Below are 25,718 nucleotides of genomic sequence, written 5' to 3'. Positions count from 1 at the left end.
AAGAACAGAAAATGATCAGATTGAAACTTTCCCGTATACTAACCCTTTCGATGTATCTGTTGCTAGGAGGTTCTTTTCTCCAGGCCCAAAGTTTTAATACTGCCTATATCGATTCGGTATTTACGGCCTACCACCAAGCGCACCGCTTTAACGGACAGGTATTGGTAGCACATCGAGGAGAAGTGTTTTTTGAAAAAAGCTACGGATATGCCAACTTTGAAGAGAAAACACCTTTTACTCAAAGTACTCACTTTCAAATTGCCTCCTTGTCCAAGCAGTTTACCAGCTTCGGCATTCTCTATTTACAACAAAAGGGGAAACTTTCCATAGACGATTCCTTGCAGAAATATTTCCCGGAATTGCCCTACCCGGGCATCACCTTAAAACATTTGATGAACCACACCTCCGGTTTGCCAAATTTTGTCAACTCGATGATTCCCGACTTGGACAAATCGCAAGTCAATGGAAATGCACAAATGCTAAAAATGCTCGCCTCCGGAAAGTACCCGTCTCAGGCAGCACCGGGCGAGCGTTGGGAGTACTGTGATATTGGTTATTGTCTGTTGGCGCTGGTGATTGAAGAAGTAAGTGGAAAGCGCTTTGACAAGTTTATGAAAAAAGCCTTGTTTGCTCCTGCAGGAATGAAGGGTACTTCTGCCGAACTGGGCACCGACATCCGGAATATTGAGAAAAAACAGTTGGCGATGGGCTATACTTATGAGCCCGGTCAGGATCAAATGATCCCGGCACACTTAGTGCCTGCGAATGAATTTGTGTATTGGTTAGGCGGTTTTTACGGAGATGGTTCGGTGGTGTCTACGGCCCGTGACCTACTGAAATGGGACCAACTATTGTATTCTTCTAAAATGTTTTCGAAAGAGACATTGGACGTGGCGTTTACCCCTACCAAACTTAATGACGGAACCTTAGCCAAAGCCTGGGGTACTGACTACGGGTTGGGATGGATGCTGTTTGACGGAAAAAAGTATGGAATCGACTCGAAAATTGTAGAGCATGCAGGCGGGCATCCCGGTATCCGTTCACGGTTGACCCGGTGTATTGACAAGCAATTGACGATTATAATCTTGTCCAATCAGGATATTGAAAATTTCCATGAATTGAGAGTTTTGCAGGGAGTGTACAATTGATAACGACTTAACTATGAAATTACTAAAAGAGCTTTATTGGATAGCCGGAGGCGTAGTGTTGACCATGTTGGTGGGGGTGCTTCTGTTTGGAACCGCTCTGTTTGACGGGGAACCCATGGAGGTACAGTTGCAAAACACTTACTTTGTATTTCCGAAATTGCTTTTAATAATCATATTGTTCGGAGGTTTGATGATTTTTACCTATTTGATCCGGGGGATTTATTTCAACCTTGAAAACAGAAATGTGAATATGATTCTCACTTCTATCGTCTTGGTGTTGTTGGTAGGTTTGATCAAATGCCTGAGCTGGATACAAGGATATGAAAATCTCTTGCTTGAAAAACAAAACGCTTCTTTGGAAGATATTCAAAGTCAGTTTAGTACGGTAAAGTGGATCCTTTGGGGATTGGTGGTATTTTGTGGAGGGATCGTTACCCTCAGTGGCTACAAGATATTTAAATCAAAAAAATAAAGACCAATTGGTTCAAAAACCGGAAGCCTTGTCATTTAAAGCAGGTCCCAATATGAATTACGTATTAGAAAGAATTACACAATACCATGAAAACGGATATATTGACGAACGGGAATGTCCTTTTGAAAAAAATGACCGAAGCCGATGCAAATTTTCAATACAACCTGTATTCTCAGCCGGAGTTGTTAAAGAACTATGATGAACTACCGGTGTTGGAAGGGGAAAGCCCTCAGCAATTTACCAAACGGATTATTTCTGCCTGTGAATACATTTGGACGGTACGGTTAGTAGATGCCCCCGACAAAGCAATAGGAGATTGCGCGCTTCATCACTGGGACAAAGACAACGCGGAAATCTTGATTGGAGGGGCGCTCTTACCGGAGTATTGGGGGCAGGGTATTATGCAAACTGCTTTTGAATTACTTATCGGGGTGGCCAAAGAAAACCTGAAGGTGAAAAAAATGCTAGGCTACACCAAAACCCGGAACCTGAAAGCCATACGCCTGGTGGAGAAAATGGGCTTTGAAAAAGTTTCGTCAGATGAACGGGATACGGTAATGCAAAAGCGATTGGATGATAATCAGTTGGTGAAATAGGGATAGTGTGAAATAGTGAGGAGTAAGTAAGCTTTAAATTAAAAACTTCAAACTCACTCATTCATCATTTCACTCATTCACCAACTCACTCATTCACCAACTAAAGAGAGTAAGGAAGAACAGAACAATATCATAAATTCTATAACAGAAATGCAACTGGAAGAAAGGCTTAATGCGTTGGGGTTGACGCTCCCCCAGGTATCTACTCCCGGTGGGAATTATGTATCTGTGAATATCAGGGGAATTATCGCCTATGTAGCGATTCAATTTCCAATCCTCAATGAAGAGTATTTCTACCAAGGGAAGTTGGGAATGAAACTCAGTACCGAGGACGGTTATAAAGCCATGGAACTTTGCGCGCTGAATGTGATCGCACAAGTCCATGCGAAAGTGGGGTTTGAGAAGGTGCTTGGGCTTAACCATATCGATGCTTATTTTCAGGCTGGAGAAGGATGGGACGATTCGCCTTTGGTGGTCAATGGTGCTTCGGATACGTTTGTGAAAGTGTTGGAGGAGAAAGGGACCCATTCCAGGGCTATTTTTGGAGTGGATAAGTTACCCCGGAATTTTTCGGTGGGCCTTACAAGTTCCTTTACAATCCATCAATAAGTTTTTTCTCAATGTTTAAGAAAGTAGTTTTTATTGTAGTGGTCAGTGGGCTTTTACTTACCGTTTTTTACTGGAAAGAGATAAGGAAAAAGACGCAAACGATTACTGCTCAAAAACGGGTGGAAACCTTTATGTCCGGTTCTTTACAAGAAGGGGATATTATCTTTCAGACGTCTGGGTCGAATCAGAGTAAGGCGATCCAATTGGCAACGAAATCCCGATACAGCCATATGGGAATTCTCTATAAACAAGGAGAGCAATGGGGGGTATATGAAGCGGTGCAACCGGTCAAACTGACCGCTTTAAAGGAATGGATACAGCGAGGTGAGCAAGGGCATTATGTGATCAAAAGACTTAAAAATGCCAAGCGGATTTTAACCCCGGAAACTTTGTCGAAAATGAAGATGGCAGGCACAAAGTACAAGGGCAAGGATTACGATATTTACTTTGAATGGTCAGATGAAAAAATTTATTGTTCCGAATTAGTTTGGAAAATCTATAAAGAAGGTGCAGGCATTGAACTAGGGAAATTGGAAAAGCTCCGGGATTTTGATTTGAGCTCTACCATAGTCCGCCAAAAATTGAAAGAACGGTATGGGGAAACGCTTCCCCTGAATGAAGAGGTCATTTCTCCGGCAGCTATTTTTGACTCCAAGCAACTCGAAACGATTGGAAGCGATTAATCACTTATTTAAACCATAACGCATGAAAACACAAAGAACGAAGCTTAATTTATTGACTGAGGCGGATTATGAGGACTTATTGACTATGTTTGAAGAGCCAGGGGCCTTTCAATACATCAAACACCTGGAAAATAAAACCAGAGAGCAATACAAGGAGTACTTGAGCCTGAAACAGCAAGAAATTGCCTCCGGGAAAGGGTATTATTGGGTGGCGAGGAATCTGGAAACATCCAGCTTGATTGGAGGAGTCAATTTAACACCTATTCCCAAAACAAACCAGGTTCAAATCGGCTGGATGATCAGCAGTGCTCACCGTAGGAAAGGCTATGCCTATGAAGTGGCGCATAAAGTACTTGAATTTGCTCTGAAAGAAACGGATTTCAGGCCTATTTATGCCGTGTTTGAAAAAGAAAATGTTGCCTCTGAGAAGATTATTAAGAAATTGAATTTCAGTTTTCTGGAGTCAAAAATAGTGGACGGTATAGATGAAGAAAGGTATATTTATCAAGGGTAATGATAAAAGCAATGTTCAACCATTTGCCTGTTGGACATTACTTTTAAAACCACAGTAGGCACATAAAGCCACAGGTGATTGTATTTGTAGCTATCAATGTCTTTTTGTATTTCTCTGTTTCCTATTGTGTACTATGTGGTTCAGTACTTTTTTTAACCACAGTAGATACATAGAGCCACAGTAGAATGATTGTGTTTGTAGCTATCAATGTCTTTTTGTATTTCTCTGTTTTCTATTGTGTACTATGTGGTTCAAGTTTTTAAAACCACAGTAGGCACATAGAGCCACAGTAGAATGATTGTGTTTGTAGCTATCAATGTCTTTTTGTATTTCTCTGTTTCCTATTGTGTACTATGTGGTTCAGTACTTTTTTTAACCACAGTAGATACATAGAGCCACAGTAGAATGATTGTGTTTGTAGCTATCAATGTCTTTTTGTATTTCTCTGTTTTCTATTGTGTACTATGTGGTTCAAGTTTTTAAAACCGCAGTAGATACATAGAGCCACAGTAGAATGATTGTATTTGTAGCTATCAATGTCTTTTTGTATTTCTCTGTTTTCTATTGTGTACTATGTGGTTCAAGTTTTTAAAACCACAGTAGGCACATAGAGCCACAGTAGAATGATTGTATTTGTAGCTATCAATGTCTTTTTGTATTTCTCTGTTTCCTATTGTGTACTATGTGGTTCAAGTTTTTAAAACCGCAGTAGATACATAGAGCCACAGTAGAATGATTGTATTTGTAGCTATAAATACCTTTTTGTATTTCTCTGTTTCCTATTGTGTACTATGTGGTTCAATACTTTGCAGAACAAACTCAAAGAACTGACCAAGGATGCTTTGAATTGGAAAATAAACCCGGAAAGTTGGAGTATATTGGAATGCATCGAGCATTTGAATTTATACGGTGATTTTTACCTTCCGGGAATAGAAGAGAGAATGACTAATGGCCGGGACCTGGCTCCCTCGGATGAATTTAATAGCGGTTTGTTGGGTAATTATTTTGCCAATAGCCTTCTACCCAAAGAGAAGTTAAACAAAATGAAAACCTTTAAGGACAAAGACCCGGCAGGTAGCGATTTGGAACTGTCTACACTGGACCGCTTTATTCGCCAACAATTGAAAACACTGGAACTACTGGAAAAGGCAAAAAAGGTAAATCTTACTAGAATAAAAACCTCCATCAGTATTACCAAACTGTTGAAATTGCGTTTAGGCGATACTTTCAGAGTCCTGATTTACCACAATCAACGACATTTGGTACAGGCTGAAAAGGTGGTAAAAGCTTATCAAGATTGCACAAATCTTCATTACCAAAGCATTTCTTAAGCTGGTTTAAGTTTTTTGCAATCTCCTCATTTTAGGTTTGTAACAAACTAAAATAGCTTACTTATGAGAAACTCAATTTTTGTTGTCCTGTCCTTCTTTTTGATAGTTGCTTGTTCGAAACCTGAAAATGATCAACCTGTGGAAGTCAATACATCAGGAATAAATGTCTCTGTCTCCAGCGAAATTCCCGGGAAAAAACTGAATAGCCAATTACCTACAGTAGGAGTGCTGGTATTTGAAGGTTTTTTGACCAATGAAGTAACTGCCCCTTTAGATGTATTCTCCAAAACGGATGTAAACGAGAAGGCACTTTTTAATGTGGTCTTGATTGCCAAAGAAAACAAAGTTTACATCAGTGAAGAGGGATTAAAAGTACTGCCGGATTTTACCCTGGAAGAAGTACCTTCATTGGATGTATTGGTGGTGCCCAGTTCATTCCACCCCGAAAAACAAGTGCAAGACAAAGTCCTGGTAAATTTCTTGAAAGAACAGAACAAAACTACGGAGTATATTGCAAGCCATTGTGCCGGAGCATTTTTGTTGGGAGAATCCGGGGTTGCCGATCAAAAAGAAATTGTGACATATGTGACAGGCGGGGAAGCACTACAAAAAGATTATCCGAACTTGAAAGTACAAGATGATAGTAAAATTTCGGTGGTGGAAGATGGAAAAATTATCTCTTCCAACGGGAGTTTGGTGAGTTATCTCGCTTCGTTGGATTTATTGGAAAAAATGACCAGCTCCTCTCATAGAAGCTATGTAGAAGAACACCTGTTGTTAGACAGGTTGGTAAGCCGGAAGTAAGGGGTTTTGTTATAATAAAAGCATATTTACCATAAATTGGACTTCTACACCACGTTTTGGTTATGATTTTAAACGTATAAAAACGCTAAAATGAATATTCCGATTGTGATTGCAAATGTATTGACTTTGTTGGCCTTTATCGTACATACATTTATAGGCGATAAGGAAATAAGAAGTATCGAACCGGTAGCCGGACAAGCTGAAAACTTTGAAAAACAAGAGCGTTGGACAATGGCAAGGTGTGGTTGGCATTGGATTTCCTTTGATTTGTTGTTTGCTTCCATAGGCTTAGGGCTTATTAACTTTACCGACTTCTTTAGAGATAAAAATACATTGCTACTACTTCTTTCGGTTTATTTTTTAGGGTATGCGGTTGTGTGGATGATTACGATTCTCATCTCCAGGCAGTTTCCGAAGAATATGATTAAGCTTGGCCAGTGGGGTTTGTTGTTGGTTATTAGCGGTTTGATTTATTGGGGAACGGCTTGGGGCCAGTAACCGGATTATCCGTGGATGCCTGGATAGAGCCCCGGATTTATAGGTTGTCCAGTCTTTCCGGTTCAAGAGGCAGAAGGACTGCACTGATCATCATTTCCTGAGCCTTGTTTACTGTCGACTGCTTTGTAGTTTGGAGAAAATGGTTTTATTTTGAAAGCAAAATGTTCAAAATAAATACAAGATGTCTAAACTCAAAAAGATTTTAATACGCTCGGTAATCGCCATTTTGGTATTGGGAACGTTGTTTTTATTGTATTCCATTTTTGGAAACTATAGTTCCGGCTACCGGGCGGGGGTGGTCATTAAGGTAAGCCAAAGGGGATACCTGTTTAAGACGAATGAAGGAGAGCTGGATGTAGGGGGCTTGAATACCGTCAAAGGAAAACAAGGGGGCATGTCTTCTGTCTGGCATTTTTCGGTAGCTTCCGGCCATCCGGAAGTGTTGGAAGTTTTGGGAGACGTAGCTTTGAGTAAAGAACGGGTGAAACTGTATTACAACGAGAAATTCTTTAAGCTTCCCTGGCGTGGAGAAACCAAGTATTTCATTACGAAAGTAGAACGGGTTTCATCTGGGGATGCAGGCACGCAAGAGTAAAACAGAACTTGAATAGTATCCAAAGGCAGCCATTAACGGCTGCTTTTTTTATGCCTGTTTGGTAAGGAAATTACTACTCTTCTTCGGAGTTGATAACGGTCTTCAGAAGATAAATATAATTTAAAAATTTAGTATTTATAAACAAATTATATTAATGTTAAATCCTTGTTAAGTAGGTTAATTTTAGTTGAAATTTTGATTTTTATTTGATATTGAGTAAGTTGTGATAGTGATTTGCCTCAGCAATCACCTTAATTACAACTGCTGTATGTCTTTATATTCCTTTAAAATATCTAAACTTTTAAGTAATTCAAAACCCCTTTTTATCCTTTGGTGCATTTTGGCTGCCTTTGGAACCTATTTTTGCATGTATGCCTTCCGGAAACCTTTTAATGCCGGTACGTATCAAGACTTGTTGCTTTGGGGAATGCAGTACAAAGACATTCTGATCATTTCTCAGGTATTGGGATATATGTCTTCAAAATTTATTGGGATTAAAGTGATCTCCGAGTTGAATAAAACAAAACGGGCTTTGATGATCATCGCTTTTATCCTCTTTGCCGAGAGTATGTTGTTATTGTTTGGCCTTGTGCCCTATCCCTATAATTTTATTCTGTTGTTTTTTAATGGACTACCTTTGGGAATGGTTTGGGGGATTGTCTTTTCTTTTTTGGAAGGGCGTAAGTTCACCGAATTGTTAGGGGTAGGCTTGTCAACAAGTGCGATTATTTCATCGGGGATGTTGAAATCCATAGGCGTATTTGTGATCCGGGATTGGGGCGTTTCCGACTTCTGGATGCCGGTGATCGTAGGGGCCATGTTTATTCCCTTATTGTTTTTTTGCGTATGGATGCTGACCGTAATTCCGGAACCTTCCGAGGAGGACAAAGCCCTTCGTTCGGAACGTTTGCCAATGTCAGGAGCCGACCGCAAAAAAATTATCACCACTTACGGCATCGGGCTGTTTTGTTTGGTGATTACCTATATGGCATTGACCGTGTGCAGAGACTTCCGGGATAATTTTATGGTGGAAATTTGGAAAGAGTTGGGCATTGAAAACGATGTGAGCATTTATACAAAGACAGAATTTATCATTGCAATGGTCGTGACCTGTACCACCGCCTTGGTCGTATTGGTTCGTTCTAATTTATTGTCCCTCCGCATTACCTATTTGATTTTTTTTACCGGAGTAGCCCTGTCCGGGAGCTCCACTATTTTATTTGTACAACAAAAAATAGCCGCCTTTACCTGGATGACGTCCGTAGGATTGGGAATGTATATGGCCTATGTCCCTTTCCAAATTGTGATTTACGAACGGCTGGTGGCCGCCTTCAAAATGAAAGGCAATGCCGGGTTTTTGATGTATATCTCCGACTCATTGGGCTATTTGGCCAGCGTAGGGGTACTTTTCCTTAAAAACTTCTTCCTACCCAAAGCAAGTCTGTTTTACCTGTTTACCTATATCTCCTATGCCTTGTTACTTTTGGGTATACCCATGTTGGTGTTTTCGATTATTTATTTCCTGAAAAAATACCAAAAACAGTATGCTTATTCAGCCGTGTAATAAGTGTATGTTTAAAATTCGTTGTGGGTGCGCCCCTTTAGTGGTGAAAATTTTCAGTTTTAGGGCTCTCAGAATAGTATTTTCGATGGTTCGACTTTCGGAGAATAATGCGGTTATTTGACCGGGGGGGCCGGACCACGAAAAAATACTGCGATGAGGTTTTTGAAATGAGAGCTTTTGACCTAAAAGATGAAATTTAAACATGCTCTAGTTCCCTACCGGAATAGACTGTGTAACAAACGCCTGGCAAATAACTCTGCCGGGCGTTTGTTTATGTTTTTTTACTCCTGTTTACTCAATTCCAATTCCTTCTCTATGGCTCGCTCGATCTCCGGGACGGATTCAAACAATTGTTTGTAGGATTGAATGACAAAGTACTTTTCTTGAAACTTGTCTTTGATATAAGGGGTGTGAATGATTTTTTTGATGGAGTAAGGCGCTTTTTGAGGCTTGTCACTCAGAGAGTATACGGACTCCCCACTGGATGAGAGGATTCCCGCTCCGTAAATTCTCAAGCCATTCTCGGTTTCGATCAAGCCGAATTCTACGGTATACCAGTAGATGCGGGCAATCATTTCAATCACCATTTCGTTTTCAATATGCTTGAGCGCGATCCGGCTTAAACCTTGTAGAAACCCACAAAAATTATGATTGGTCAGAATAGGCACATGCCCGAACACATCGTGAAACATGTCCGGTTCTTCCAGGTATTCCAATTCTTCCAGTTTCCTGAACCAAGTGGTGGCCGGGAATTTTTTGTTTTCCAGAAGCTCAAAAAATTCTTTGTTGGGAATGAGTCCGGGGACTACTGCCAAATTCCAACCGGTGATGGAGCCAAGCAATTGGTTGGTTTCTTCAAAGTTTGGAATTTTGTCTCTGGTAAACTTGATTTTTTGCAACCCTTCTAAAAAGGCATTTTCTGCCAAGCCGGGTAATTGTTTCATCTGCCGGTCAAACAATAGTTGCCACACCTTAAAATCTTCTTCGGTGTATTTGTCATAATTTTGTGTCATTGTATTGTGTGTTTTATTGGTTAATTCACTACATAAAAAGACCGCTTTTTAGAAGCTTCCTTTTGCCGAACAGATTGTTTACCCTCCTTTTTCAACAAATAGTTGTTTGTAAATAGGAGGGGATTCCTCTCTGTAGTTGTAACATGAAATATAACCAGTTCGGTTTAAAATAAAAAAGCCCGGTTCCAGAGAAATCGGGCTTTTTGTTTCTAGTGTCAAATTAATTTTTATAAAAACAAAAATACAAACCATTTTCAGATATGAAAAACTCCAAAATGGTTTCGTATTACTGGCAATATAACAAAAAAATGAATATTTCCGGGATTATACATTGTGAATCCCTTACTGTCAATAAGATACACTACTCTATGCTATTCCTGTTTGAAAGAGAAAGCAAGAAGGAGCGGAGTTTTATTTGAGTGGAGTGAGGTTGATTTCTTTAGAAATGTATTCGAAATACTTTTGATGAAATATTAGCTAAACCTTATTGTGTATGTAAACAGTGTAAAAGTGCAAAAGCGATAAGAGAGGCAGGCGAATAGGAGTAGAATGTTGTTTGGAAAAATTAGGACTGCAAGTCAAGGCTGGAGTTATTAGCTATGAAAAGTTATGTTTTTTTTTATTATTTTGCGCAGGTGATTTGCTGGAATTCCTTGATTTTGTGCTGTTTTGGGTAGGAGAAGCCGGTTTTTTACTTTGTGGAAACAGAGGTATTCCGGTTGTTTGTGTAAAGAGCTGGTCTGGTAGTTGACGTAATGGTGGAAAGGAATTTTAGTAATAGATGTTATAAACATCCGACAAACAATCGAACAAAAAAGATGATGAAAGTACTATTTGTGTGTTTGGGAAATATATGCCGCTCTCCTATGGCGGAAGGACTGTTTCAATATCAGTTAGAAGAGCATCGGTTAACCGGTTTGATCTCGTGTGATTCTGCCGGAACAATCGATTTTCATCAGGGGAATTTGCCGGATCCGCGTATGAGAAGTACGGCAGCAAAACATGGCATTGAATTGACTTCGCGCAGTCGGCCCATCAGTGAAGAAGATTTTAGGGAGTTTGACTATATCATTGTAATGGACGATAGTAACATGCGCGATGTGATGGCGATCCGGAGTCGTGTAGGGCAAGTAAAGGCCGAAGTTTTGAAAATGCGAGCATTTGATAACAATCAATCGGGAAAAGATGTCGCCGATCCGTATACGAGTTCCATGGATGGCTTCGAAGAGTGTTTCCGGGTTTTGGAAGAAAGTACGGCTAATTTATTGACGCATGTTCGTAAAGAACTACCTTAAATAGGTATATATATTAGGTGGTTGGCAGGGATTTTTTGATGTGTAACCAACGCGTCTGTTTAGATGCAATGTGCTTAAAATCTTTACAGGCAATAAGCCTAATCATTGAATCTTTCAGTATCTTTATTATAAAAAGAATGGAAGAAAGAAGCCTTATATACCGGTAACGTGGATGGGTTGAAATAATGAAACAATTACAATTATTATCACTCTGTAAATTCGTAAAACTAACACAACTTTAAAGACAAACATGAGGAAAAACGCTTTGACAATTATTCTCCTTGTGTGCTGGTTGGTGAGTTATCCAGGGCACTCATGGGCGCATTTTGCAGCAGATCCGGATAGGAAAAAGGTTGTTAAAGTAGTGATCGATCCGGGGCATGGCGGTCAGGACCCGGGGAAAGTACGGGGTTCGGATAACCTCCTGCATGAGAAAGATATTAACTTAGCAATTGCCTTAAAACTGGGCCACTATCTGGAAAAAAATATTAAGAATATCAAGATTTATTATACCCGCAAATCGGATATTTACCGTTCGTTGGAAAAGCGGGTGGATATGGCAAATAAGGTCAATGCGGATTATTTTATCAGTATTCACTGCAATTCCAATCCCAATCGTGGGATTTACGGAACCAAGACGCATATTCACAGCCATCGCTTGGAAAGAAGTAAGGTCCTAGCCCAGCAAATTGAGCATGAGTTTGCGAGTAGAGGAGGCCGGAAAAGCCGGGGAATCATGAGTGCTTATGACCGTGGGTATAACCTCTATGTATTGCAACATGCAAAAATGCCAGGGGTATTGGTGGAAACCGGCTTCTTAACCAATCCCAATGAAGAAAAGTATTTGAACTCTAAGCAAGGGCAGGTGTATACGGCCTCTGCGATCTACCGGGCTTTCAAGGAATACCTGAAAGGAAAATATACCCTAGACGCCTCCGAATTTAAGATCCAAATCATGGCTACGGCCAAGCCTGTTTCTACCCAGTCCAATGTTTTTCAAAGCTTGAAGCATAAAGTAGAGCGGGTGATGGTAACCGAAAAAGTATGCCGCTACAAGTATATGGTGGGTAAGTGTACGGAATATTCCGATGCGATTAAGATTTTGAACGAAGTGAAAAAGGCCGGGTTTAAAGATGCCTTTATCGTCAAAACCCGATAACTTTTTGTATGGGGTTGTTGGGAGGATCCTCCGGATTTTGATCACTGCAAACTGATATCTGTTTTATATCTTTGCTTGTATGCAAGATTTATCAATACGTATTCGAATCGTACTATACTTCCTTGTTTTTGGAGTCGCAGGAGCATGCTCCAGCTCTTTAGACGAATTGGAGGTTAAATCCAATGTAACCGGGAAGGTTGCTTTTCTTCCGGGGCAAATTACAGAAGAGGTGCCTTTTCTGATCGCTGCGGACACCACTTGGGATTTTACCCAAGAGTTGATTGCTTTTAATAAGATCTCCTCAAAGAGCTTGGATGACATCAAACCGAATCGTTTTGTGCTGCAATTGAGCAGCGGTCAAGAGGCTACATTTGCCGGCTTGGATTCGGTTAATTTACGATTGAGTAATGGTATCGATGAGGTAAGTGTGGCTTCTTTGGGTAATATCAGCGAAACCTCCAAGGCGTTAGAACTCCGGCCAGGCATCGAATCTGTGAAATCCCTCATTCTATCGAGTGATACGGTTTATTACGAACTGTTCCTTCTTATGAGTGCTCAACCGGAAGATACGGTGATGATGGATGTTTTTGGAGAGTTTCGCGTGAGTGGATCCTTGTAAAATTAACAACTTCATTCGTGCATCAATCTGAAAAAGAAATACAGGACGAGCTCGCAATTATTCAACAAGCTAAAAAAGACCCTGAAGTTTTCGGCTTTTTATATGAAAAGTACTATTCTGCCATCTTCCATTTTGTGGAGAGAAGGGTAGAGGGTGCTTCGGTTGCTGGAGACTTGGTGTCGCAAGTGTTTTTGAAGGCTTTGATGAATTTACCTGGCTATAAGTTTAAAGGCGTTCCTTTTTCTGCCTGGTTATACCGGATCGCTTCGAATCAAGTAAATGAATACTACCGTTCGTCTCAACGGGAGAGGGTAGTAAGTTTGGAACCCTATCACTTTCAAAGTTTGTTTGATGAAGCTGAGCTGGAAAAACCTAAATTGGATCAGGAAGAATTGCTGATCGGTATTTTGAATGAATTGGAAGAGGCAGAAGTGCAAATCCTGGAATTGCGTTTTTTTGAAGAGAGGTCTTTTAAAGAAGTGGCTTTTATTTTAGGGATCACTGAAAATCACGCCAAAGTAAAGACATATCGTATTTTAGACAAGGTAAGAAAGTTAGTGCAAGGTAGCGTTTATGGCAAAAAAATATAAACTTAAGGTTGGAAACAAGCCTACTTCGGAAGAAGAGGTGAAGCAATTTAAGAACTTTGACAGGGTGCTGAATCAGTACCGGAGGAGGAAGCCTTCGCAACCCGTACACTTAATTGTTTACCGGTTAAATAAGCATCTTCCGTTATTGATTCTGATTATTATTTTTCTTGTGATTGCGTATTTTTTCTTTGTCAAACAATCGGAGGATAAAACCTCTCAGCCCGGTACTCCGAAATCAAAAAACGAACAGCCGGTAAGTTCTCCTCTCAAAGAATAAAACCGGTCATCTCACTAGCCTGAATTTTTGCGAATGAAATAACCGGCCTCTCGTTATGTTTTTCTACAATGTTTCTTCAAACAGTTTGAAGATGCGTTTGTATTCATCCGCCCAGCTACTGGGTTCTACAAACCCATGTCCTTCCATAGGAAATACAGCCATCTCCCAATTTTCTTTTCGTAGTTCGATCAGACGTTGAGCCAGTCGAACTACGTCCTGGTATTGTACATTGGTATCCACCATGCCGTGTAAAATGAGTAAGCGATCTTGCAAGCCTTCTGCAAAGTAAATCGGTGAGCTTCTTCGGTATGCCAAACTATCTTCTTCAGGAGTATTTAAGATATTGGCTGTGTAGCCATGGTTGTAATGAGCCCAATCGGTAACCGAGCGCAAAGCCGCCCCGCTTTTGAATACTCCGGGCTCTTTAAACATAGCCATCAAAGTGATAAATCCGCCATAGGACCCTCCGTAAATACCAATGCGTTTGGGGTCAATATTATATTCTTTTGTCAAAAAATTAGCTCCGTCCACTTGATCAGTCAAATCTTTGCCGCCCATATGTCGATAAATTCCGGTTCGCCAGTCGCGGCCATAGCCTGCACTTGCCCGGTAGTCAATGTCCAATACGGTATAGCCTTGGTCGGTCAGGAAGTTGTGAAACATATATTCCCGGTAGTAGCTGCTCCACCAACGATGTGCATTTTGTAAGTAACCTGCACCGTGTACAAAGATTACTGCTTTGCCGTTGGGTTCGGGGTTTTCAGGGCGATAAATACGGGCATGTACTTTGGCTCCGTCCCGAGCTTCGAATTGTATTACTTTGGGGGTCCTCCAAGGGTATGCTTTGAATTCGGGAGTGAGGGATTGGGTAATCGCCTCCAAACCGGCTCCTGCTTTGTTTTCCATCAAGTACACTTCTGAAGGCTTGTTGCTGAAGGAATACAGTACGGCCAGGTGTTTTTCATCAGGCGAAACCGCGACTTCGTATTTCCCGGGTTGGGACGTTATTTTTGTCATTTTCCCCCCTTTGCTCGGCATTCTGTAAAAATGTTGCTCTCCGGGGTGCTCTTTATTGCTGATCAGGTAAAAATAAGCTTTATCCTGTGACAAGGTCGCCTGGTTGATTTCAAAATTTCCTTTGGTAAGTGTTTGCTTTTTGCCTGTATGAATATCTACCGAGTACAAGTGTGAATAGCCGGAAGCCTCCGATTGAAACCATATTTTTTTATTTTCTTCCAGCCAGCCGAAGTTTCCTGAAGAATAATATACCCAACCTATACCCGGTCCTGCAACCCAAGCCTCATCGTGTTGCCAATCGAGGGTTTTAAGTTTGCCGGTTGTAAGATCCAAAAGGGTGAGCCAGCGGTCTTTATTGTCCAATGATCGGATGTTGATAATCGCGAACTTACTGTTTTTGGAAAATAAGGGATCACTGAAGTAGACTTTTTTAGGTGCTTCGTACTTTTCCCGAAAGGTAGAATCTTCAGGGGTATATTCTTTTAAGAAAAGAGGTTTTTGATAAATGCCTTCCAGCTTATGTGCCTCTATCAGGTAAGTAGTGTCTGTTGCCCGGTTATAAATTCCCAATTCATAAGAGGGTTGAGGGGTACCTACTTTGGGTCTGGCATTGAGATTTTCGGTGTATCCGGATTCGGTAACGAAGTCCGGTACATGCGTTGGTTTTTGTTTTAACGCTGGTTTTGTCGTTCGGTAGACAATGTATTGCCCGTCCGGACTAACCGATAAGCCTTGCAGCTTTTTTTGTTTCTCAAGATAGATTTTTAAAGGTCTTTTTGCTTCAAAGCCTTTGTGGAATTCCTTGCGTTCTTTTTTATCGTCATGCCTTTCTTTTAACACTTCGAAATAAGCGAGTTGGTCTTGTGTTAACCATTCGTCTTGTGAACTGAGGGTTTTATTTTTGGCGGGTTTGGAGCCATTGATAAACTGGGTGATTTGTTCTGTTTTCCCAGTTTGGATATCCCAGGTATACAAATTATTGCCTTGTCTGTAGGCAACTTTCTCTTCGTTTGCTACCCACACAGGTTGTGATTCGGAAGCCAGGGTGTTGGTAATTTGCTGTACGGAGTTACTCTGTATATTCAGTAGAAAAAGATCGCCATGTTTAGCATAGACTTTTTTACTGAAGTCTTTGTTGTAGGTTCCTCCGGAAGAAGGGAGTTGTAATTGTTCTTCTTGGCTGACTTTTACAGGGGTAGGGTTTTGTAAGGTAAATTTGTAGAGCTCTTGATAACTTTTTCCTTCCGGGTTCCAACGGAAATAGATGGTTTTTCCATCTTCTCCCCAGTAGGGTGCTCCCGGTAAATGCCCTACAAACTCTTCTCCTTTCATAATTTGATCGATGGTAAGAGGAGATTGTGCCTGGCTTAGATGGAAAGCCAAGGTCAGGACTATTAATAAAATGTTTGTTTTTTTCATTGGTTTGTGTTTGTAGTTTCCGAATACTGTCGTCAAAAATAGGTAAAAAAAGTTAGCCCTGGTTCGCAACAGGGCGAAACCAGGGCTATAGATTAAATTCGGAGAATTTGTATAGTGAGATCTTTAAAAATCAGTATACCATAACGTTTCTTTTACGTCTAAGGTATCATTGATATAATAATGGGTATCAAAAGGATAAGGATTATTTGGTTCGGTATAATGCATTTCATCCTTCGAAACGGATGTATTTGGTTTAATAATGCTTGAAATTTCTATAAGGGACTGATCGTCTTCATCTTGTTTAACATACAATCGGGCTTCACTTACCTCCGTGCAGGCAAATTCTTCCTCAAAGTACCGTAAGATATTGTCCTTATCTTCAGCGTGAAACTGTTCGATTAATTCTTCATAAGAAATTAGAGAATGCTCCTCCGCAACTTCTGATTGAATAGCATCGGCTATCATCTCGATGACCCACTTATCTGACCAAGGGTTGTAGTTGCCAAGGGAACTCAAAAGTGTGGTATCAACCTGATAGTTGAAAAGAAAGGATCGGTTTGAAAAATTATCCATCGAGTCTTCTAGTACAAGTTCTAACTGAGTAGTTGCTTGTGTTTCTTTACTTGCGTTGATGAAATCATGCTGCAAGTTTCTTTTTTTATGGTCCATATTTACCAACCTGTTAGTGAAGAATCCTATTTTCTTTCAATTGTAATATCAATATTAAGGGCTTTTTTACGGAATTATCTTTCAAATGACCAAGTAAGTTTACCTTGTATGATTTTGAGATAAAAAGGAAATAATTAATTGATTTTATTTTAAAATAATTTATTTTTAGTAAAAATATTACGTAATGTTTTGTGCGTAAATCCCTTAGTTTAATCATATTTACTAGGTAATTTTAGTAAAAAAATCATTTTTTGTGTAGGAAAACGTAAATATTTTTTACATGATGTATAAAAAGGGGAGTGATTGTATATAAAAATATAAAATGTGAATAAATTAAGTCTTAATTGAGGAATTTGGAAGGGATAGTTGCGTGAATAGGTAGGGACTCTTCCTGTTGTAAGAAGAGTCCTTTTAAAATATTTTTTATTTTTTACAGTTGTGGTTGTATTTTATCAAGATTATTGCTCATTCAGTAGGGCCTTAGTGGCTTGGTCCACTTGTGAATAATTGAACTCGTCAAGGGTTTTATTCATGAGTTGTTCGATTTGCTCATTACATAGGTTGCCAAGGCTGCCTTCATGGCTATGTTGTACCTCCTTGGAATAGTTGAAAGCCCCTTGTTCGATTTGTATTCCGACTTGGCGATAGGCTTCCCGGAAAGGGATACCGCTTAATACCAGTTTGTTTACTTCTTCAACACTAAAGAGGTATTTATATTTTTCATCTTCCAAAATATCCGAATTCACTTTTATATTGTCAAACATTAGAGAAAGCATTTCCAGGCATTCGTTGAGTACATGAAAAGCCGGAACAATTACCTCTTTGATTTGTTGGAAGTCGCGATGATATCCCGATGGGAGGTTTTGCGTAATCATGAGAATTTGAGTCGGAAGTCCCATTAACTGATTACAGCGCCCTCTGATTAACTCGAATACATCCGGGTTTTTCTTATGTGGCATAATGGAAGAGCCGGTAGTAAGATGGTCGGGAAAAGCAATGAATCCAAAGTTTTGACTCATGTACAGGCAGCTGTCCATTGCCATTTTGCCTAAAGTTGCCGCAAGGGTGGCAAGGGCATTAGCGGCTACCAACTCGGTTTTTCCGCGGCCCATTTGCGCGTACACGACATTAAAGTTAAGCGTGTCAAAGCCTAGCAGTTGTGTGGTAAGTGTACGGTTAAGGGGGAAAGATGAGCCATATCCGGCTGCTGAACCTAGTGGGTTCTTATTGGCAACTTTGAATGCCGATTGCATGACAATCATGTCATCGACCAAGCTTTCGGCATAGGCACCAAACCATAAGCCAAAAGAAGAAGGCATGGCAACTTGTAGGTGGGTGTATCCCGGCAATAAGGTGTTTTTATATTGCTCGCTTAATTGGATGAGTTGTTTGAAAAACGTTTGGGTGTTTTGAGCGAGGTTCCAGAGTTCATGTCTGAGCCATAATTTCAAATCCACTAATACCTGGTCGTTCCGGGAGCGCCCACTATGAATTTTTTTACCGATATCACCAAGGCGTTTTGTTAAAAGTAATTCGACCTGAGAGTGAATGTCTTCCACATGTTCTTCGATTTGGAAATTCCCCGCCCGGATATCCTTGTAGATATTTCTCAGTTCTTTGATGAGGGCTTCTTTTTCCGCTTCTGTCAATAGGTTGATTTCAGCAAGCATGCTTGCATGGGCGATGGAGCCTAATACATCAAAGGGGGCGAGAACCATATCCAATTCCCGGTCTTTTCCCACAGTGAAGTTTTCTACTTTTGTATCTACATCAATGTCTTTCTGCCAAAGTTTGCTCTTTTCCATAAGTTTGCGAATTATAAGATTGATACCTCTGCACGAGTTGCTTTCTCATTTGTATCTGCAAAAATAGGAACTGCAGGGAGAGATTTTAACAAGTGTAGGTTTAAGTTTTGTTTTTCCGGGAAATATCAGTGGGTATAGAGGTTGTTGTCAAGGAGAATTCCGGGAGGTTACCAGATTACAAATAACATAAAGATTAATAAATAGCCCCACAGTCCTAATAAGAAATCGTAAAAGGCACCTGCCAATAGAATGCTGTCTAAGTTTTTAGAGTGGATTTGATATTGATGGGTTTGGAAGAGTAAAACCGATGAGAAAGTAAGGCCTCCGATAATGTTGAGTGCAAACCAGGCAAGGGTAGTAAATAAATAGTTGATACCCGGGGATTGAATATGTAATAGGGTATAGTAGCTCCAAGCAAACCCGAGTAGATAGATGGTAATCAGGGCAAGGTGAATGGATAATAAAGTCTTTAATAACAGTATTTCGTTTCTTTTTGCATAATATATGGAGGTATGCATGCAGATGACACCTGCCAGTAAGGTAATGCCTATTAGAAGGATGCTAACTGGTAAGGGGGATTCCTCCGAAAGAACATGAACGTCATTTTTCCAGATAAAGAAAGTGCTAAAGGCAAATATGATAAGGTTGATAGCCATGTATATGCCTAAAATCCACTTTCTCGAGTTACGGACTTTTTTTCGGTAATTAATTTTCTCCTTTATTGCTTCAATTGTAGAATCCATCATCTTTTTTTTAGGAGTTTAATCAATTTTCATATTTACAGGTTTTGTCATTGCTATAATTTTAACTCTCTGGGATTGCTCAAGATTTAGTAATTTCGCAGATCAAATTTAATAGAAATTCTTCTATTAAAAATACAAGAATTTTTTGATAGATAGGATAGTTGAGGAGTGAATTTTTTAGGAAAGAAACCCCTCATATCTTAGTAATGTAAAACTAGAAAAAATTGGTTCATGATAGCGGTAATATCGCCAGCAAAAACATTGGATTTTGAAACGGGAACAAGTATTTCCTGGTCTACGATTCCTGAGTATCTTTCTGATTCTCAAAAGATTATAAATGTGCTTAAAAAACTTTCTTCCGAGGAAGTGCAAACGTTAATGAATATTAGCGGGAATTTGGCGGATCTCAATCTTGAACGTTATGCAGCTTGGTCGAAAAAAATGGAAACGCCCGAAGCGAAGCAAGCGCTGTTGGCTTTTAAGGGCGATGTATATATAGGGTTGGATGCTGCTTCTTTTACAGTGAGCGACCTAGAGTTTGCGCAAGACCATTTGCGGATTTTGTCCGGTTTGCACGGGTTGTTGCGGCCAATGGATTTGATCAGGCCTTACCGCTTGGAGATGGGGACAAAATTACCCGTGAATGGTTCTGAGAATCTTTACAAATTTTGGGGGAGTAAAATTACCAAATTGCTCAATAAGGCTTTGAAAGAAGCAGCGTGTCCGGTACTTATTAATTTGGCCTCGGATGAGTATTTTAAATCGATTCAACCAAAGGAATTAAAGGCTAAGGTGATTAAACCTGTGTTTAAAGACTTTAAAAATGATAAATACAAAGTCATAAGTTTTTTTGCAAAGAAGGCCAGGGGAATGATGGGTGCTTATATGATTAAGAATAGGCTGGCAGATCCGGAGCAGTTAAAGTTATTTGATTGGGAAGGGTATGCGTTTAATGAACCTTTGTCCAACAAGAATGAATGGGTGTTTACCCGGGGATGAAAAAACGAAAGAAGCTGTCCGAAAAGTCAAAAGAACATAAAATACCACGAAGATTCTAAGATACAAAGAGTCATAAATATTTAATTTACAATTCATTTTTTTGTGTAAATCTTAGTGTCTTTGTGGCTATATATCGTCTTTTTAAACAGCCTCTTTCGTTTTCTAGAAGGATTTATTTGCGTTTGGCAAAGTTAAAATCTTGTTTTAAGCCTGAATAATCCTCTAAGTCAAGCTCTACGGAACCTACGAACATTTTGGCTTTTACCTTCAGAGGTATGCGGTTTTTGTCTTCCGATACCCAGATGGTAATGGCATCTCCTCCTTTGAATAATTTATTGTCCGGCATAATTGGGGATAACATGTAGGCATGGATTTTCCCAAACTTGGTTTTTACGATGTCTTTTCCTAAAAATTTTAACTGGAAATTATATACGGAGTCTTCATAAATTCCGCACATGTTGATTACATCGCCTTTGGATTTGTTTTTAAAATTGACAGCTCTTAAATAGTAATAGCCACTGATTAAGTCTTGAGGGTAACCGGGAAAGTCAAAGGTTTTCTGTTTGGGGTTTCCATTTTTGTTTTGAGTTAACTTTCCTTTGCCACTGCGATGGTCAAACTCAATTGTTTCTTCCAGTTCGTAGTCGGGTTCATGGGTGCTCCGGTAAAATTTATGTGTGGTTATTGCTGACGTGTCAATATACGATTGGTACTCGTTTTCAAATTTGTAAAACATTTTAAAGGTCCCTACGGATTGTGCATCCACTTTCACCCGGTAGCAGGGGCGTTCATTTACCTCAAAAATGTTTTTGTCCAAATTGATTTCTGCCCTGCAAGCATTGATGAAACCTACATGAGCTCGGTAGGAAAGCCTTTCGCCTGTGGCAATATGGGTGTTGAGCTTGCGAAATACGGCTTGGTTTTCTCCTTTGAAAGAGCAAAAGAAGAGTACTAATAAGGAGGTGTATATAAGCTTTTTCATAAGAACTTCCATTTCATGAAAAATAGTAAAGAGTACTTACGGTAAAATTTTAAGGGGGTTATTTTGATTGACTAACCCGGGCTTACTAAAAAGACACTTGAAAAGAGCGTTTTGTCAACTCTTATTTTGTGAAATTGCTTATGCTTCCTATGGTATTTGTATTTCAGCGGATGAATATTTATTTGAATGCTATCTTTGTAAGTGAGTTAGAGTATGTTTAAAATTCGTTTTTGACCCAAGGGATGAAAATTAAACATGCACTTAGTTGAAAGCCGAATGAGGTGAATGTACCTTGAAATAAAGACTTTTCCTCATTGTGTTTAACAAGATAAAGTTGAGCTTGTTAAATAAAAACTTAAAATCATTGAATAGAATGAATGATACACATCAAATAGTCAATAAAGAAGACATAGAAGAGGAATTTAAAACGCTTCAGGATGCGATTTGTATAGCATTGGAAGAGGCTGATGGAAAAGGTAAGTTTCGTGAAGATCGTTGGGAAAGGTCGGGGGGTGGCGGAGGACGTACGCGCGTAATAGAAAACGGAACTGTGATTGAAAAAGGAGGAGTGAATTTTTCTGCGGTATACGGTAAAACGCCTGAAAGAATTTTAAAAGCACTCGAGTTGGAAGAGGCTGATTTTTTTGCGACAGGTGTCTCCATTGTTTTGCATCCTATCAGCCCCATGGTGCCTATTATACATATGAATGTGCGCTACTTTGAAATGGATAATGGGAAATATTGGTTTGGGGGTGGTATCGATCTTACACCGCATTATGTGGACAAAGAGGATGCAAGATATTTTCATCTGGCGCTGAAGGACGTTTGTGACAGGTATGATGCTTCGTTTTATTCGAGATTTAAAAACTGGGCGGATGATTATTTTTATATAAAACACCGCAAAGAAACCCGGGGAGTGGGAGGTATTTTCTTTGATCACCTGTCTGAAAATACTCAACTTACAAAAGAGCAGGTTTTTTCATTTGTACAAGAAGTCGGGAAAAGCTTTGCGCCAATTTATACTCATTTTATGAAGAAAAACCACTCTATGGCTTACGGAGAACAAGAGCGGTACTGGCAGCTACTTCGGAGAGGACGGTATGCGGAGTTTAATTTGGTCTGGGACAAGGGGACAAAATTCGGATTGGATACTGATGGCCGGACCGAATCCATCCTAATGAGTTTGCCTCCGGAAGTCAAATGGGTATACGATTTTGTGCCTGAAAAGCATAGTAAGGAACAACAGACCTTGGGTTTGCTCAAAAAAGGGATTGACTGGGTTGGGGAGTGATCTCCATGAAAAAGTAAGTAATGGAGGTATAAAAATGTAAGTTTTTAAAGGTATTATAAATAAAACAAAATGAAATTGTGGAATGTTTCTACATCTTTGTAGAGTGGGTAATTGTACTTTTCAACAGTTTGACTCAAATACAATGTGCATTTAACAACGTGTAGCCAAGCTGGTGATGACTTGTATAATGTGGTACACGACAAAGCAATAGAAGATATTGTACTAAATTAGTGATAAATTGAACTATTGGAAGAAGAGCCTGGGTGGCTTTTTTTTGTATAAATACTTCTTGATTTAGTATAAAAAGATAAAAAAATACTGGCAATATACTTGTGTAAGGATTGGGGGAAAAGTGAATCTGTATAATTTTTCTTTTTCAAAATTAGAATTTAATGCATGTTTGAAATTCGTTGCGGGAGGTTCTCCTTTGAGAGGTCGCCCCTTTGATGATGAAAGTCTCCAACCCAAAAGGTGAGATTTAAACATGTTCTCAACCTATAGAACAATACTATACGATTTTTTTAAGGCATGATGGAGCGAAGTGTACTAGTGAGGACTGTTTTCCTATTTGTAGTTTTTTTTATAATTACCTTTCCAATGACAGAGCAAGTTGCGTCTAAAAATAACTTGCCGGAGATTCGCCCTCAATTACATCTCTTACGAAATAAAGACTCGGAGTTGGATGTTTTTTCCAAAGTAGACCGGAAAATTAATCGTTTTTTGGAAAAATGGGAGTTGAAAGGAGCTTCCATAGCCATGGCTAAAGACGGGAAGTTGAAATATGCCAAGGGCTTCGGGTATGCTAATGAAGAAGAACAAATTTTGGTTCAGCCTTTTCATCAATTTCGGATTGCGAGCGTGTCTAAATTAATCACGGCAGCAGCAATCATGCAATTAAAAGAACAAGGTAAAATTGAGTTAACGGATAAGGTGTTTGGGGAAAATGGGATTTTAAATGATAGCCTTTATCTGCACCCCCGGAACAAAAGAGTATTGGATATAGAAGTTCAGCACTTGTTAAACCACACCTCCGGGTTTATAAACCAATTCCGCACTGATCCTATGTTTATCCCCTTGGATATTGCCAATACCATGGATGCGGCTTGCCCTCCGGCTTTTTCCACAACGTTGCATTTTATGTTGAAGCAAAAGCGACATATTCACCCGGGGTCTTATTTTGATTATTCGAATTTTGGATATTGTTTACTAGGGGCTATCATCGAAAAAGTTTCAGGGGAATCCTACGAATCCTATGTTCAAACTCAATTGTTGCAACCCATAGGAGTCCATCAAATGCATTTGGCGAAGAACCGGGTAGAAGATAAAAGAACGGATGAGGTGATGCATTACGATTTTGAAGATGCCGAGCCGAAACTTTCAATTTATGGTACCGGTGATTCCGTATCAAGAGTGTATGAAGGAAATCATATTGAGGCTTTGGGGCCGGCTGGGGGATGGGTGACAAGCCCGGTGGAGTTGATTCGCTTTGTGATGGCAATTGACGGTGATAAAACCAAAGAAAATATCCTGAACGATGCTTCTATCCGCCTGATGGCCGGAGCCGATTCAGCCAATCAATTGACCATGGGATGGATGTATTCGGATAAATATAAATGGATGCGTACAGGGAATATGGCAGGTGCAGCGTCTTTGGTGTGCCGACTGGAAGACGGAAGCACTTGGGTGTTTGTTTCGAATACCAGTACCTGGAAAGGACCTGGGTTTTACAGGGATATTTATAACTTGATGCAAAATGTTCAGGGATCGGTAAAAAGCTGGCCGGAGCATGATCTGTTTGAGAAAGTTTATATGTGGTAAAAACCCGTTATAAAGTAACTTTCTCACATAAGAACTTTATAACGGGTGAGGACCTAAAGTGCTAATCATAATTTCAGGAGGTTGGTTAATAATCCAATAAGTACAGCCTGTATTTTTCTATGATCTTCTTTAGTAATTTACCGTATGCCGGGTTGGTAGCATAGCCTACTCCTCCGTTTTGAGCATTGCCCAATTTTTCTGTCCAGGCTCTGTAATCTTTCCCTTTTGTAAAAAGCGAGGCATAACGAGGGTTAGTGCTAAGATGTAGGGAATGTGCCCTGAAAGACTCCCAAGGAGTGGAAAATTTCTCGAAATGATCTCGCACTACACAACGGTAATACAGCTTGCCCTCCCGTTGGGTTTTTGATTTGGATATAACTCTCCCCTGAAATTGCTTCATTTGTTTTGGTGTTAAATATTCAACGGTTAAGGTAGTCTCTCCTTTGCGTTTTTTGCTTTTGATTCCAAAGTAGTTGTTCTCAACTACCCGGTTGCCATAGGCGGTTTCCAGGGCTGCTTGGGCTAATTTTACGGAGGCCGGTACGTTAAATTTAGCTTGCTCCATAAGTGCCGTTTCAAAAATTTTAATTTTTGACGTATCGGTAAAAAAGGAAAGTACATGCGCCTCCATAGGAGTGTTTTTGAGTACGATTTCTGCAAATAGATTACTGATATCTTTGTTAAGGCCTAGGGTTGCTTTTGCTGATAGTTGGTCAATCCGGGGTGCTTTTTCTTTAATTAGAGCTTCTGTGATCAACAGTTGTTTTCTCACTAAAAACTCCTCTTCATAGGATAGGTTTTTCGCTGGATCGGGAAGGAATGCCGGTTGAGTAGAATGCAATGGGTTCATTGGGTAGTAAGCGTAAGATTTTGCTGGTTTTACCGCTTGTATGTCCTCAGTGGAAACGATGGGTGTGTTGGCTTCCGATTGAAAGATAGAGGGGAAGCTTTGTTGTGATATGATATATACCAGTAAACCAATGATAATGTAAAGTAACAAGCGATTGGTATGGAACAATGCAGGGGGGAGTATCACCGAGAAATCAGGGAAGAATGGCCGGAGGTTTCCTGCTTCATATTTAATAGGAAGTTTAAACGGTTTGGATGATTTCATTGAAGTATATTTCTGGGTTAAGTAAATGGAATTCTCAGAGGGTAATTGTATGATTGAGTAGTTCGTCTTCATCGTCTTTCTATGATTTAGCTGA

At 39.9% G+C, this 25,718-nt stretch carries 25 protein-coding genes and 1 pseudogene; 19 read left to right on the top strand and 7 right to left on the bottom strand.

The annotated features are described in order from the left end of the window. Positions 1-11: 11 nt before the first annotated feature. The 11 genes from AAG747_RS12355 to AAG747_RS12305 all read left to right on the top strand — a co-directional run bounded on the left by AAG747_RS12355 (position 12) and on the right by AAG747_RS12305 (position 8,814). Positions 12-1,148: a serine hydrolase domain-containing protein gene (locus AAG747_RS12355; RefSeq protein WP_346821484.1), complete on the top strand. Its 1,137-nt coding sequence runs from the start codon at positions 12-14 to the stop codon at positions 1,146-1,148. A 13-nt stretch (positions 1,149-1,161) separates the two neighbouring features. Then, positions 1,162-1,620: a hypothetical protein gene (locus AAG747_RS12350; protein ID WP_346821483.1), complete on the top strand. Its 459-nt coding sequence runs from the start codon at positions 1,162-1,164 to the stop codon at positions 1,618-1,620. 86 nt (positions 1,621-1,706) lie between these two features. Then, positions 1,707-2,216 carry a GNAT family N-acetyltransferase gene (locus tag AAG747_RS12345; protein ID WP_346821482.1) on the top strand — a complete coding sequence of 170 codons (510 nt, stop codon included), beginning with the start codon at positions 1,707-1,709 and terminating at the stop codon, positions 2,214-2,216. 150 nt (positions 2,217-2,366) lie between these two features. Beyond that, entirely contained in the window at positions 2,367-2,825 is a 459-nt protein-coding gene (locus AAG747_RS12340; protein ID WP_346821481.1) for a RidA family protein, read from the top strand. A gap of 11 nt (positions 2,826-2,836) precedes the next feature. Next, positions 2,837-3,508, top strand: coding sequence for a YiiX family permuted papain-like enzyme (locus AAG747_RS12335; RefSeq protein ID WP_346821480.1), 672 nt, complete (start codon positions 2,837-2,839; stop codon positions 3,506-3,508). Positions 3,509-3,530: 22 nt separating this feature from the next. After that, positions 3,531-4,022 (top strand): GNAT family N-acetyltransferase, encoded by a 492-nt coding sequence (locus AAG747_RS12330; protein ID WP_346821479.1) that lies wholly within the window; start codon positions 3,531-3,533, stop codon positions 4,020-4,022. Between the two features lie 791 nt (positions 4,023-4,813). Continuing rightward, positions 4,814-5,353 (top strand): DinB family protein, encoded by a 540-nt coding sequence (locus AAG747_RS12325; protein ID WP_346821478.1) that lies wholly within the window; start codon positions 4,814-4,816, stop codon positions 5,351-5,353. Between the two features lie 63 nt (positions 5,354-5,416). Further along, positions 5,417-6,157: a DJ-1/PfpI family protein gene (locus AAG747_RS12320; RefSeq protein WP_346821477.1), complete on the top strand. Its 741-nt coding sequence runs from the start codon at positions 5,417-5,419 to the stop codon at positions 6,155-6,157. A gap of 90 nt (positions 6,158-6,247) precedes the next feature. Beyond that, a complete protein-coding gene (locus AAG747_RS12315) occupies positions 6,248-6,655 on the top strand; it encodes a hypothetical protein (protein WP_346821476.1) in 408 nt (135 codons plus the stop codon). Positions 6,656-6,836: 181 nt separating this feature from the next. Further along, complete coding sequence (locus AAG747_RS12310; RefSeq protein ID WP_346821475.1) at positions 6,837-7,250, top strand: hypothetical protein; 414 nt, start codon at positions 6,837-6,839, stop codon at positions 7,248-7,250. A 367-nt stretch (positions 7,251-7,617) separates the two neighbouring features. After that, positions 7,618-8,814: a DUF5690 family protein gene (locus AAG747_RS12305; protein WP_346821474.1), complete on the top strand. Its 1,197-nt coding sequence runs from the start codon at positions 7,618-7,620 to the stop codon at positions 8,812-8,814. A gap of 281 nt (positions 8,815-9,095) precedes the next feature. Here AAG747_RS12305 and phhA read toward each other — a convergent pair. Continuing rightward, a pseudogene (phhA, locus tag AAG747_RS12300) lies at positions 9,096-9,842 on the bottom strand (phenylalanine 4-monooxygenase); the annotation flags it as partial. A gap of 803 nt (positions 9,843-10,645) precedes the next feature. On the opposite strand from phhA, the gene AAG747_RS12295 reads away from it, so the two are divergent. The 5 genes from AAG747_RS12295 to AAG747_RS12275 all read left to right on the top strand — a co-directional run bounded on the left by AAG747_RS12295 (position 10,646) and on the right by AAG747_RS12275 (position 13,767). After that, positions 10,646-11,122 (top strand): low molecular weight protein-tyrosine-phosphatase, encoded by a 477-nt coding sequence (locus tag AAG747_RS12295; protein ID WP_346821473.1) that lies wholly within the window; start codon positions 10,646-10,648, stop codon positions 11,120-11,122. A gap of 250 nt (positions 11,123-11,372) precedes the next feature. Beyond that, positions 11,373-12,281, top strand: coding sequence for an N-acetylmuramoyl-L-alanine amidase family protein (locus tag AAG747_RS12290; protein WP_346821472.1), 909 nt, complete (start codon positions 11,373-11,375; stop codon positions 12,279-12,281). A gap of 79 nt (positions 12,282-12,360) precedes the next feature. Then, a complete protein-coding gene (locus AAG747_RS12285) occupies positions 12,361-12,900 on the top strand; it encodes a hypothetical protein (RefSeq protein WP_346821471.1) in 540 nt (179 codons plus the stop codon). Positions 12,901-12,917: 17 nt separating this feature from the next. Continuing rightward, on the top strand, positions 12,918-13,490 hold the full coding sequence (locus tag AAG747_RS12280; RefSeq protein ID WP_346821470.1) for an RNA polymerase sigma factor: 573 nt from the start codon (positions 12,918-12,920) through the stop codon (positions 13,488-13,490). Next, positions 13,474-13,767: a hypothetical protein gene (locus AAG747_RS12275; protein ID WP_346821469.1), complete on the top strand. Its 294-nt coding sequence runs from the start codon at positions 13,474-13,476 to the stop codon at positions 13,765-13,767. Before AAG747_RS12280 ends, AAG747_RS12275 begins: the two co-directional genes overlap by 17 nt. A 63-nt stretch (positions 13,768-13,830) precedes the next feature. On the opposite strand, the gene AAG747_RS12270 is transcribed toward AAG747_RS12275, so the two are convergent. The 4 genes from AAG747_RS12270 to AAG747_RS12255 form a co-directional block, all read right to left on the bottom strand. Further along, positions 13,831-16,203, bottom strand: coding sequence for a prolyl oligopeptidase family serine peptidase (locus AAG747_RS12270; protein ID WP_346821468.1), 2,373 nt, complete (start codon positions 16,201-16,203; stop codon positions 13,831-13,833). A 123-nt stretch (positions 16,204-16,326) separates the two neighbouring features. Further along, positions 16,327-16,872 (bottom strand): hypothetical protein, encoded by a 546-nt coding sequence (locus tag AAG747_RS12265; RefSeq protein ID WP_346821467.1) that lies wholly within the window; start codon positions 16,870-16,872, stop codon positions 16,327-16,329. A gap of 458 nt (positions 16,873-17,330) precedes the next feature. Further along, positions 17,331-18,677 (bottom strand): argininosuccinate lyase, encoded by a 1,347-nt coding sequence (gene argH / locus AAG747_RS12260; protein WP_346821466.1) that lies wholly within the window; start codon positions 18,675-18,677, stop codon positions 17,331-17,333. 167 nt (positions 18,678-18,844) lie between these two features. Beyond that, positions 18,845-19,423: a hypothetical protein gene (locus AAG747_RS12255; protein WP_346821465.1), complete on the bottom strand. Its 579-nt coding sequence runs from the start codon at positions 19,421-19,423 to the stop codon at positions 18,845-18,847. Between the two features lie 228 nt (positions 19,424-19,651). Between AAG747_RS12255 and yaaA the strand changes: the two genes are divergently transcribed. Further along, positions 19,652-20,419, top strand: coding sequence for a peroxide stress protein YaaA (gene yaaA / locus AAG747_RS12250; protein WP_346821464.1), 768 nt, complete (start codon positions 19,652-19,654; stop codon positions 20,417-20,419). A gap of 172 nt (positions 20,420-20,591) precedes the next feature. Here the strand turns inward: yaaA and AAG747_RS12245 are convergent, their stop codons facing one another. Beyond that, complete coding sequence (locus tag AAG747_RS12245; protein WP_346821463.1) at positions 20,592-21,401, bottom strand: DUF3108 domain-containing protein; 810 nt, start codon at positions 21,399-21,401, stop codon at positions 20,592-20,594. 373 nt (positions 21,402-21,774) lie between these two features. Between AAG747_RS12245 and hemF the strand changes: the two genes are divergently transcribed. Then, on the top strand, positions 21,775-22,692 hold the full coding sequence (hemF, locus tag AAG747_RS12240) for an oxygen-dependent coproporphyrinogen oxidase (protein WP_346821462.1): 918 nt from the start codon (positions 21,775-21,777) through the stop codon (positions 22,690-22,692). A gap of 597 nt (positions 22,693-23,289) precedes the next feature. Then, complete coding sequence (locus AAG747_RS12235; RefSeq protein ID WP_346821461.1) at positions 23,290-24,510, top strand: serine hydrolase domain-containing protein; 1,221 nt, start codon at positions 23,290-23,292, stop codon at positions 24,508-24,510. A gap of 85 nt (positions 24,511-24,595) precedes the next feature. Here the strand turns inward: AAG747_RS12235 and AAG747_RS12230 are convergent, their stop codons facing one another. Then, positions 24,596-25,624: a glycoside hydrolase family 73 protein gene (locus AAG747_RS12230; protein WP_346821460.1), complete on the bottom strand. Its 1,029-nt coding sequence runs from the start codon at positions 25,622-25,624 to the stop codon at positions 24,596-24,598. Between the last annotated feature and the right edge of the window lie 94 nt (positions 25,625-25,718).

Source organism: Rapidithrix thailandica (genome assembly GCF_039710355.1).
GTDB classification, from domain to species: Bacteria; Bacteroidota; Bacteroidia; order Cytophagales; family Flammeovirgaceae; genus Rapidithrix; species Rapidithrix thailandica.
The sequence above is the reverse complement of the archived record's forward strand: the minus strand, read 5'-3'. Positions and strand labels throughout refer to the sequence as shown.

Bases quoted from the DNA above. Each gene is read 5' to 3' on its own strand.
- AAG747_RS12245 (WP_346821463.1), bottom strand. From the start codon at position 21,401: ATGAAAAAGCTTATATACACCTCCTTATTAGTACTCTTCTTTTGCTCT.
- AAG747_RS12320 (WP_346821477.1), top strand. From the start codon at position 5,417: ATGAGAAACTCAATTTTTGTTGTCCTGTCCTTCTTTTTGATAGTTGCT.
- AAG747_RS12235 (WP_346821461.1), top strand. From the start codon at position 23,290: ATGACAGAGCAAGTTGCGTCTAAAAATAACTTGCCGGAGATTCGCCCT.
- hemF (WP_346821462.1), top strand. From the start codon at position 21,775: ATGAATGATACACATCAAATAGTCAATAAAGAAGACATAGAAGAGGAA.
- AAG747_RS12355 (WP_346821484.1), top strand. From the start codon at position 12: ATGATCAGATTGAAACTTTCCCGTATACTAACCCTTTCGATGTATCTG.
- AAG747_RS12305 (WP_346821474.1), top strand. From the start codon at position 7,618: ATGTATGCCTTCCGGAAACCTTTTAATGCCGGTACGTATCAAGACTTG.
- AAG747_RS12290 (WP_346821472.1), top strand. From the start codon at position 11,373: ATGAGGAAAAACGCTTTGACAATTATTCTCCTTGTGTGCTGGTTGGTG.
- AAG747_RS12350 (WP_346821483.1), top strand. From the start codon at position 1,162: ATGAAATTACTAAAAGAGCTTTATTGGATAGCCGGAGGCGTAGTGTTG.
- AAG747_RS12255 (WP_346821465.1), bottom strand. From the start codon at position 19,423: ATGATGGATTCTACAATTGAAGCAATAAAGGAGAAAATTAATTACCGA.
- argH (WP_346821466.1), bottom strand. From the start codon at position 18,677: ATGGAAAAGAGCAAACTTTGGCAGAAAGACATTGATGTAGATACAAAA.
- AAG747_RS12345 (WP_346821482.1), top strand. From the start codon at position 1,707: ATGAAAACGGATATATTGACGAACGGGAATGTCCTTTTGAAAAAAATG.
- AAG747_RS12295 (WP_346821473.1), top strand. From the start codon at position 10,646: ATGATGAAAGTACTATTTGTGTGTTTGGGAAATATATGCCGCTCTCCT.
- yaaA (WP_346821464.1), top strand. From the start codon at position 19,652: ATGATAGCGGTAATATCGCCAGCAAAAACATTGGATTTTGAAACGGGA.
- AAG747_RS12330 (WP_346821479.1), top strand. From the start codon at position 3,531: ATGAAAACACAAAGAACGAAGCTTAATTTATTGACTGAGGCGGATTAT.
- AAG747_RS12265 (WP_346821467.1), bottom strand. From the start codon at position 16,872: ATGGACCATAAAAAAAGAAACTTGCAGCATGATTTCATCAACGCAAGT.
- AAG747_RS12340 (WP_346821481.1), top strand. From the start codon at position 2,367: ATGCAACTGGAAGAAAGGCTTAATGCGTTGGGGTTGACGCTCCCCCAG.
- AAG747_RS12315 (WP_346821476.1), top strand. From the start codon at position 6,248: ATGAATATTCCGATTGTGATTGCAAATGTATTGACTTTGTTGGCCTTT.
- AAG747_RS12325 (WP_346821478.1), top strand. From the start codon at position 4,814: ATGTGGTTCAATACTTTGCAGAACAAACTCAAAGAACTGACCAAGGAT.
- AAG747_RS12230 (WP_346821460.1), bottom strand. From the start codon at position 25,624: ATGAAATCATCCAAACCGTTTAAACTTCCTATTAAATATGAAGCAGGA.
- AAG747_RS12270 (WP_346821468.1), bottom strand. From the start codon at position 16,203: ATGAAAAAAACAAACATTTTATTAATAGTCCTGACCTTGGCTTTCCAT.
- AAG747_RS12275 (WP_346821469.1), top strand. From the start codon at position 13,474: ATGGCAAAAAAATATAAACTTAAGGTTGGAAACAAGCCTACTTCGGAA.
- AAG747_RS12335 (WP_346821480.1), top strand. From the start codon at position 2,837: ATGTTTAAGAAAGTAGTTTTTATTGTAGTGGTCAGTGGGCTTTTACTT.
- AAG747_RS12285 (WP_346821471.1), top strand. From the start codon at position 12,361: ATGCAAGATTTATCAATACGTATTCGAATCGTACTATACTTCCTTGTT.
- AAG747_RS12310 (WP_346821475.1), top strand. From the start codon at position 6,837: ATGTCTAAACTCAAAAAGATTTTAATACGCTCGGTAATCGCCATTTTG.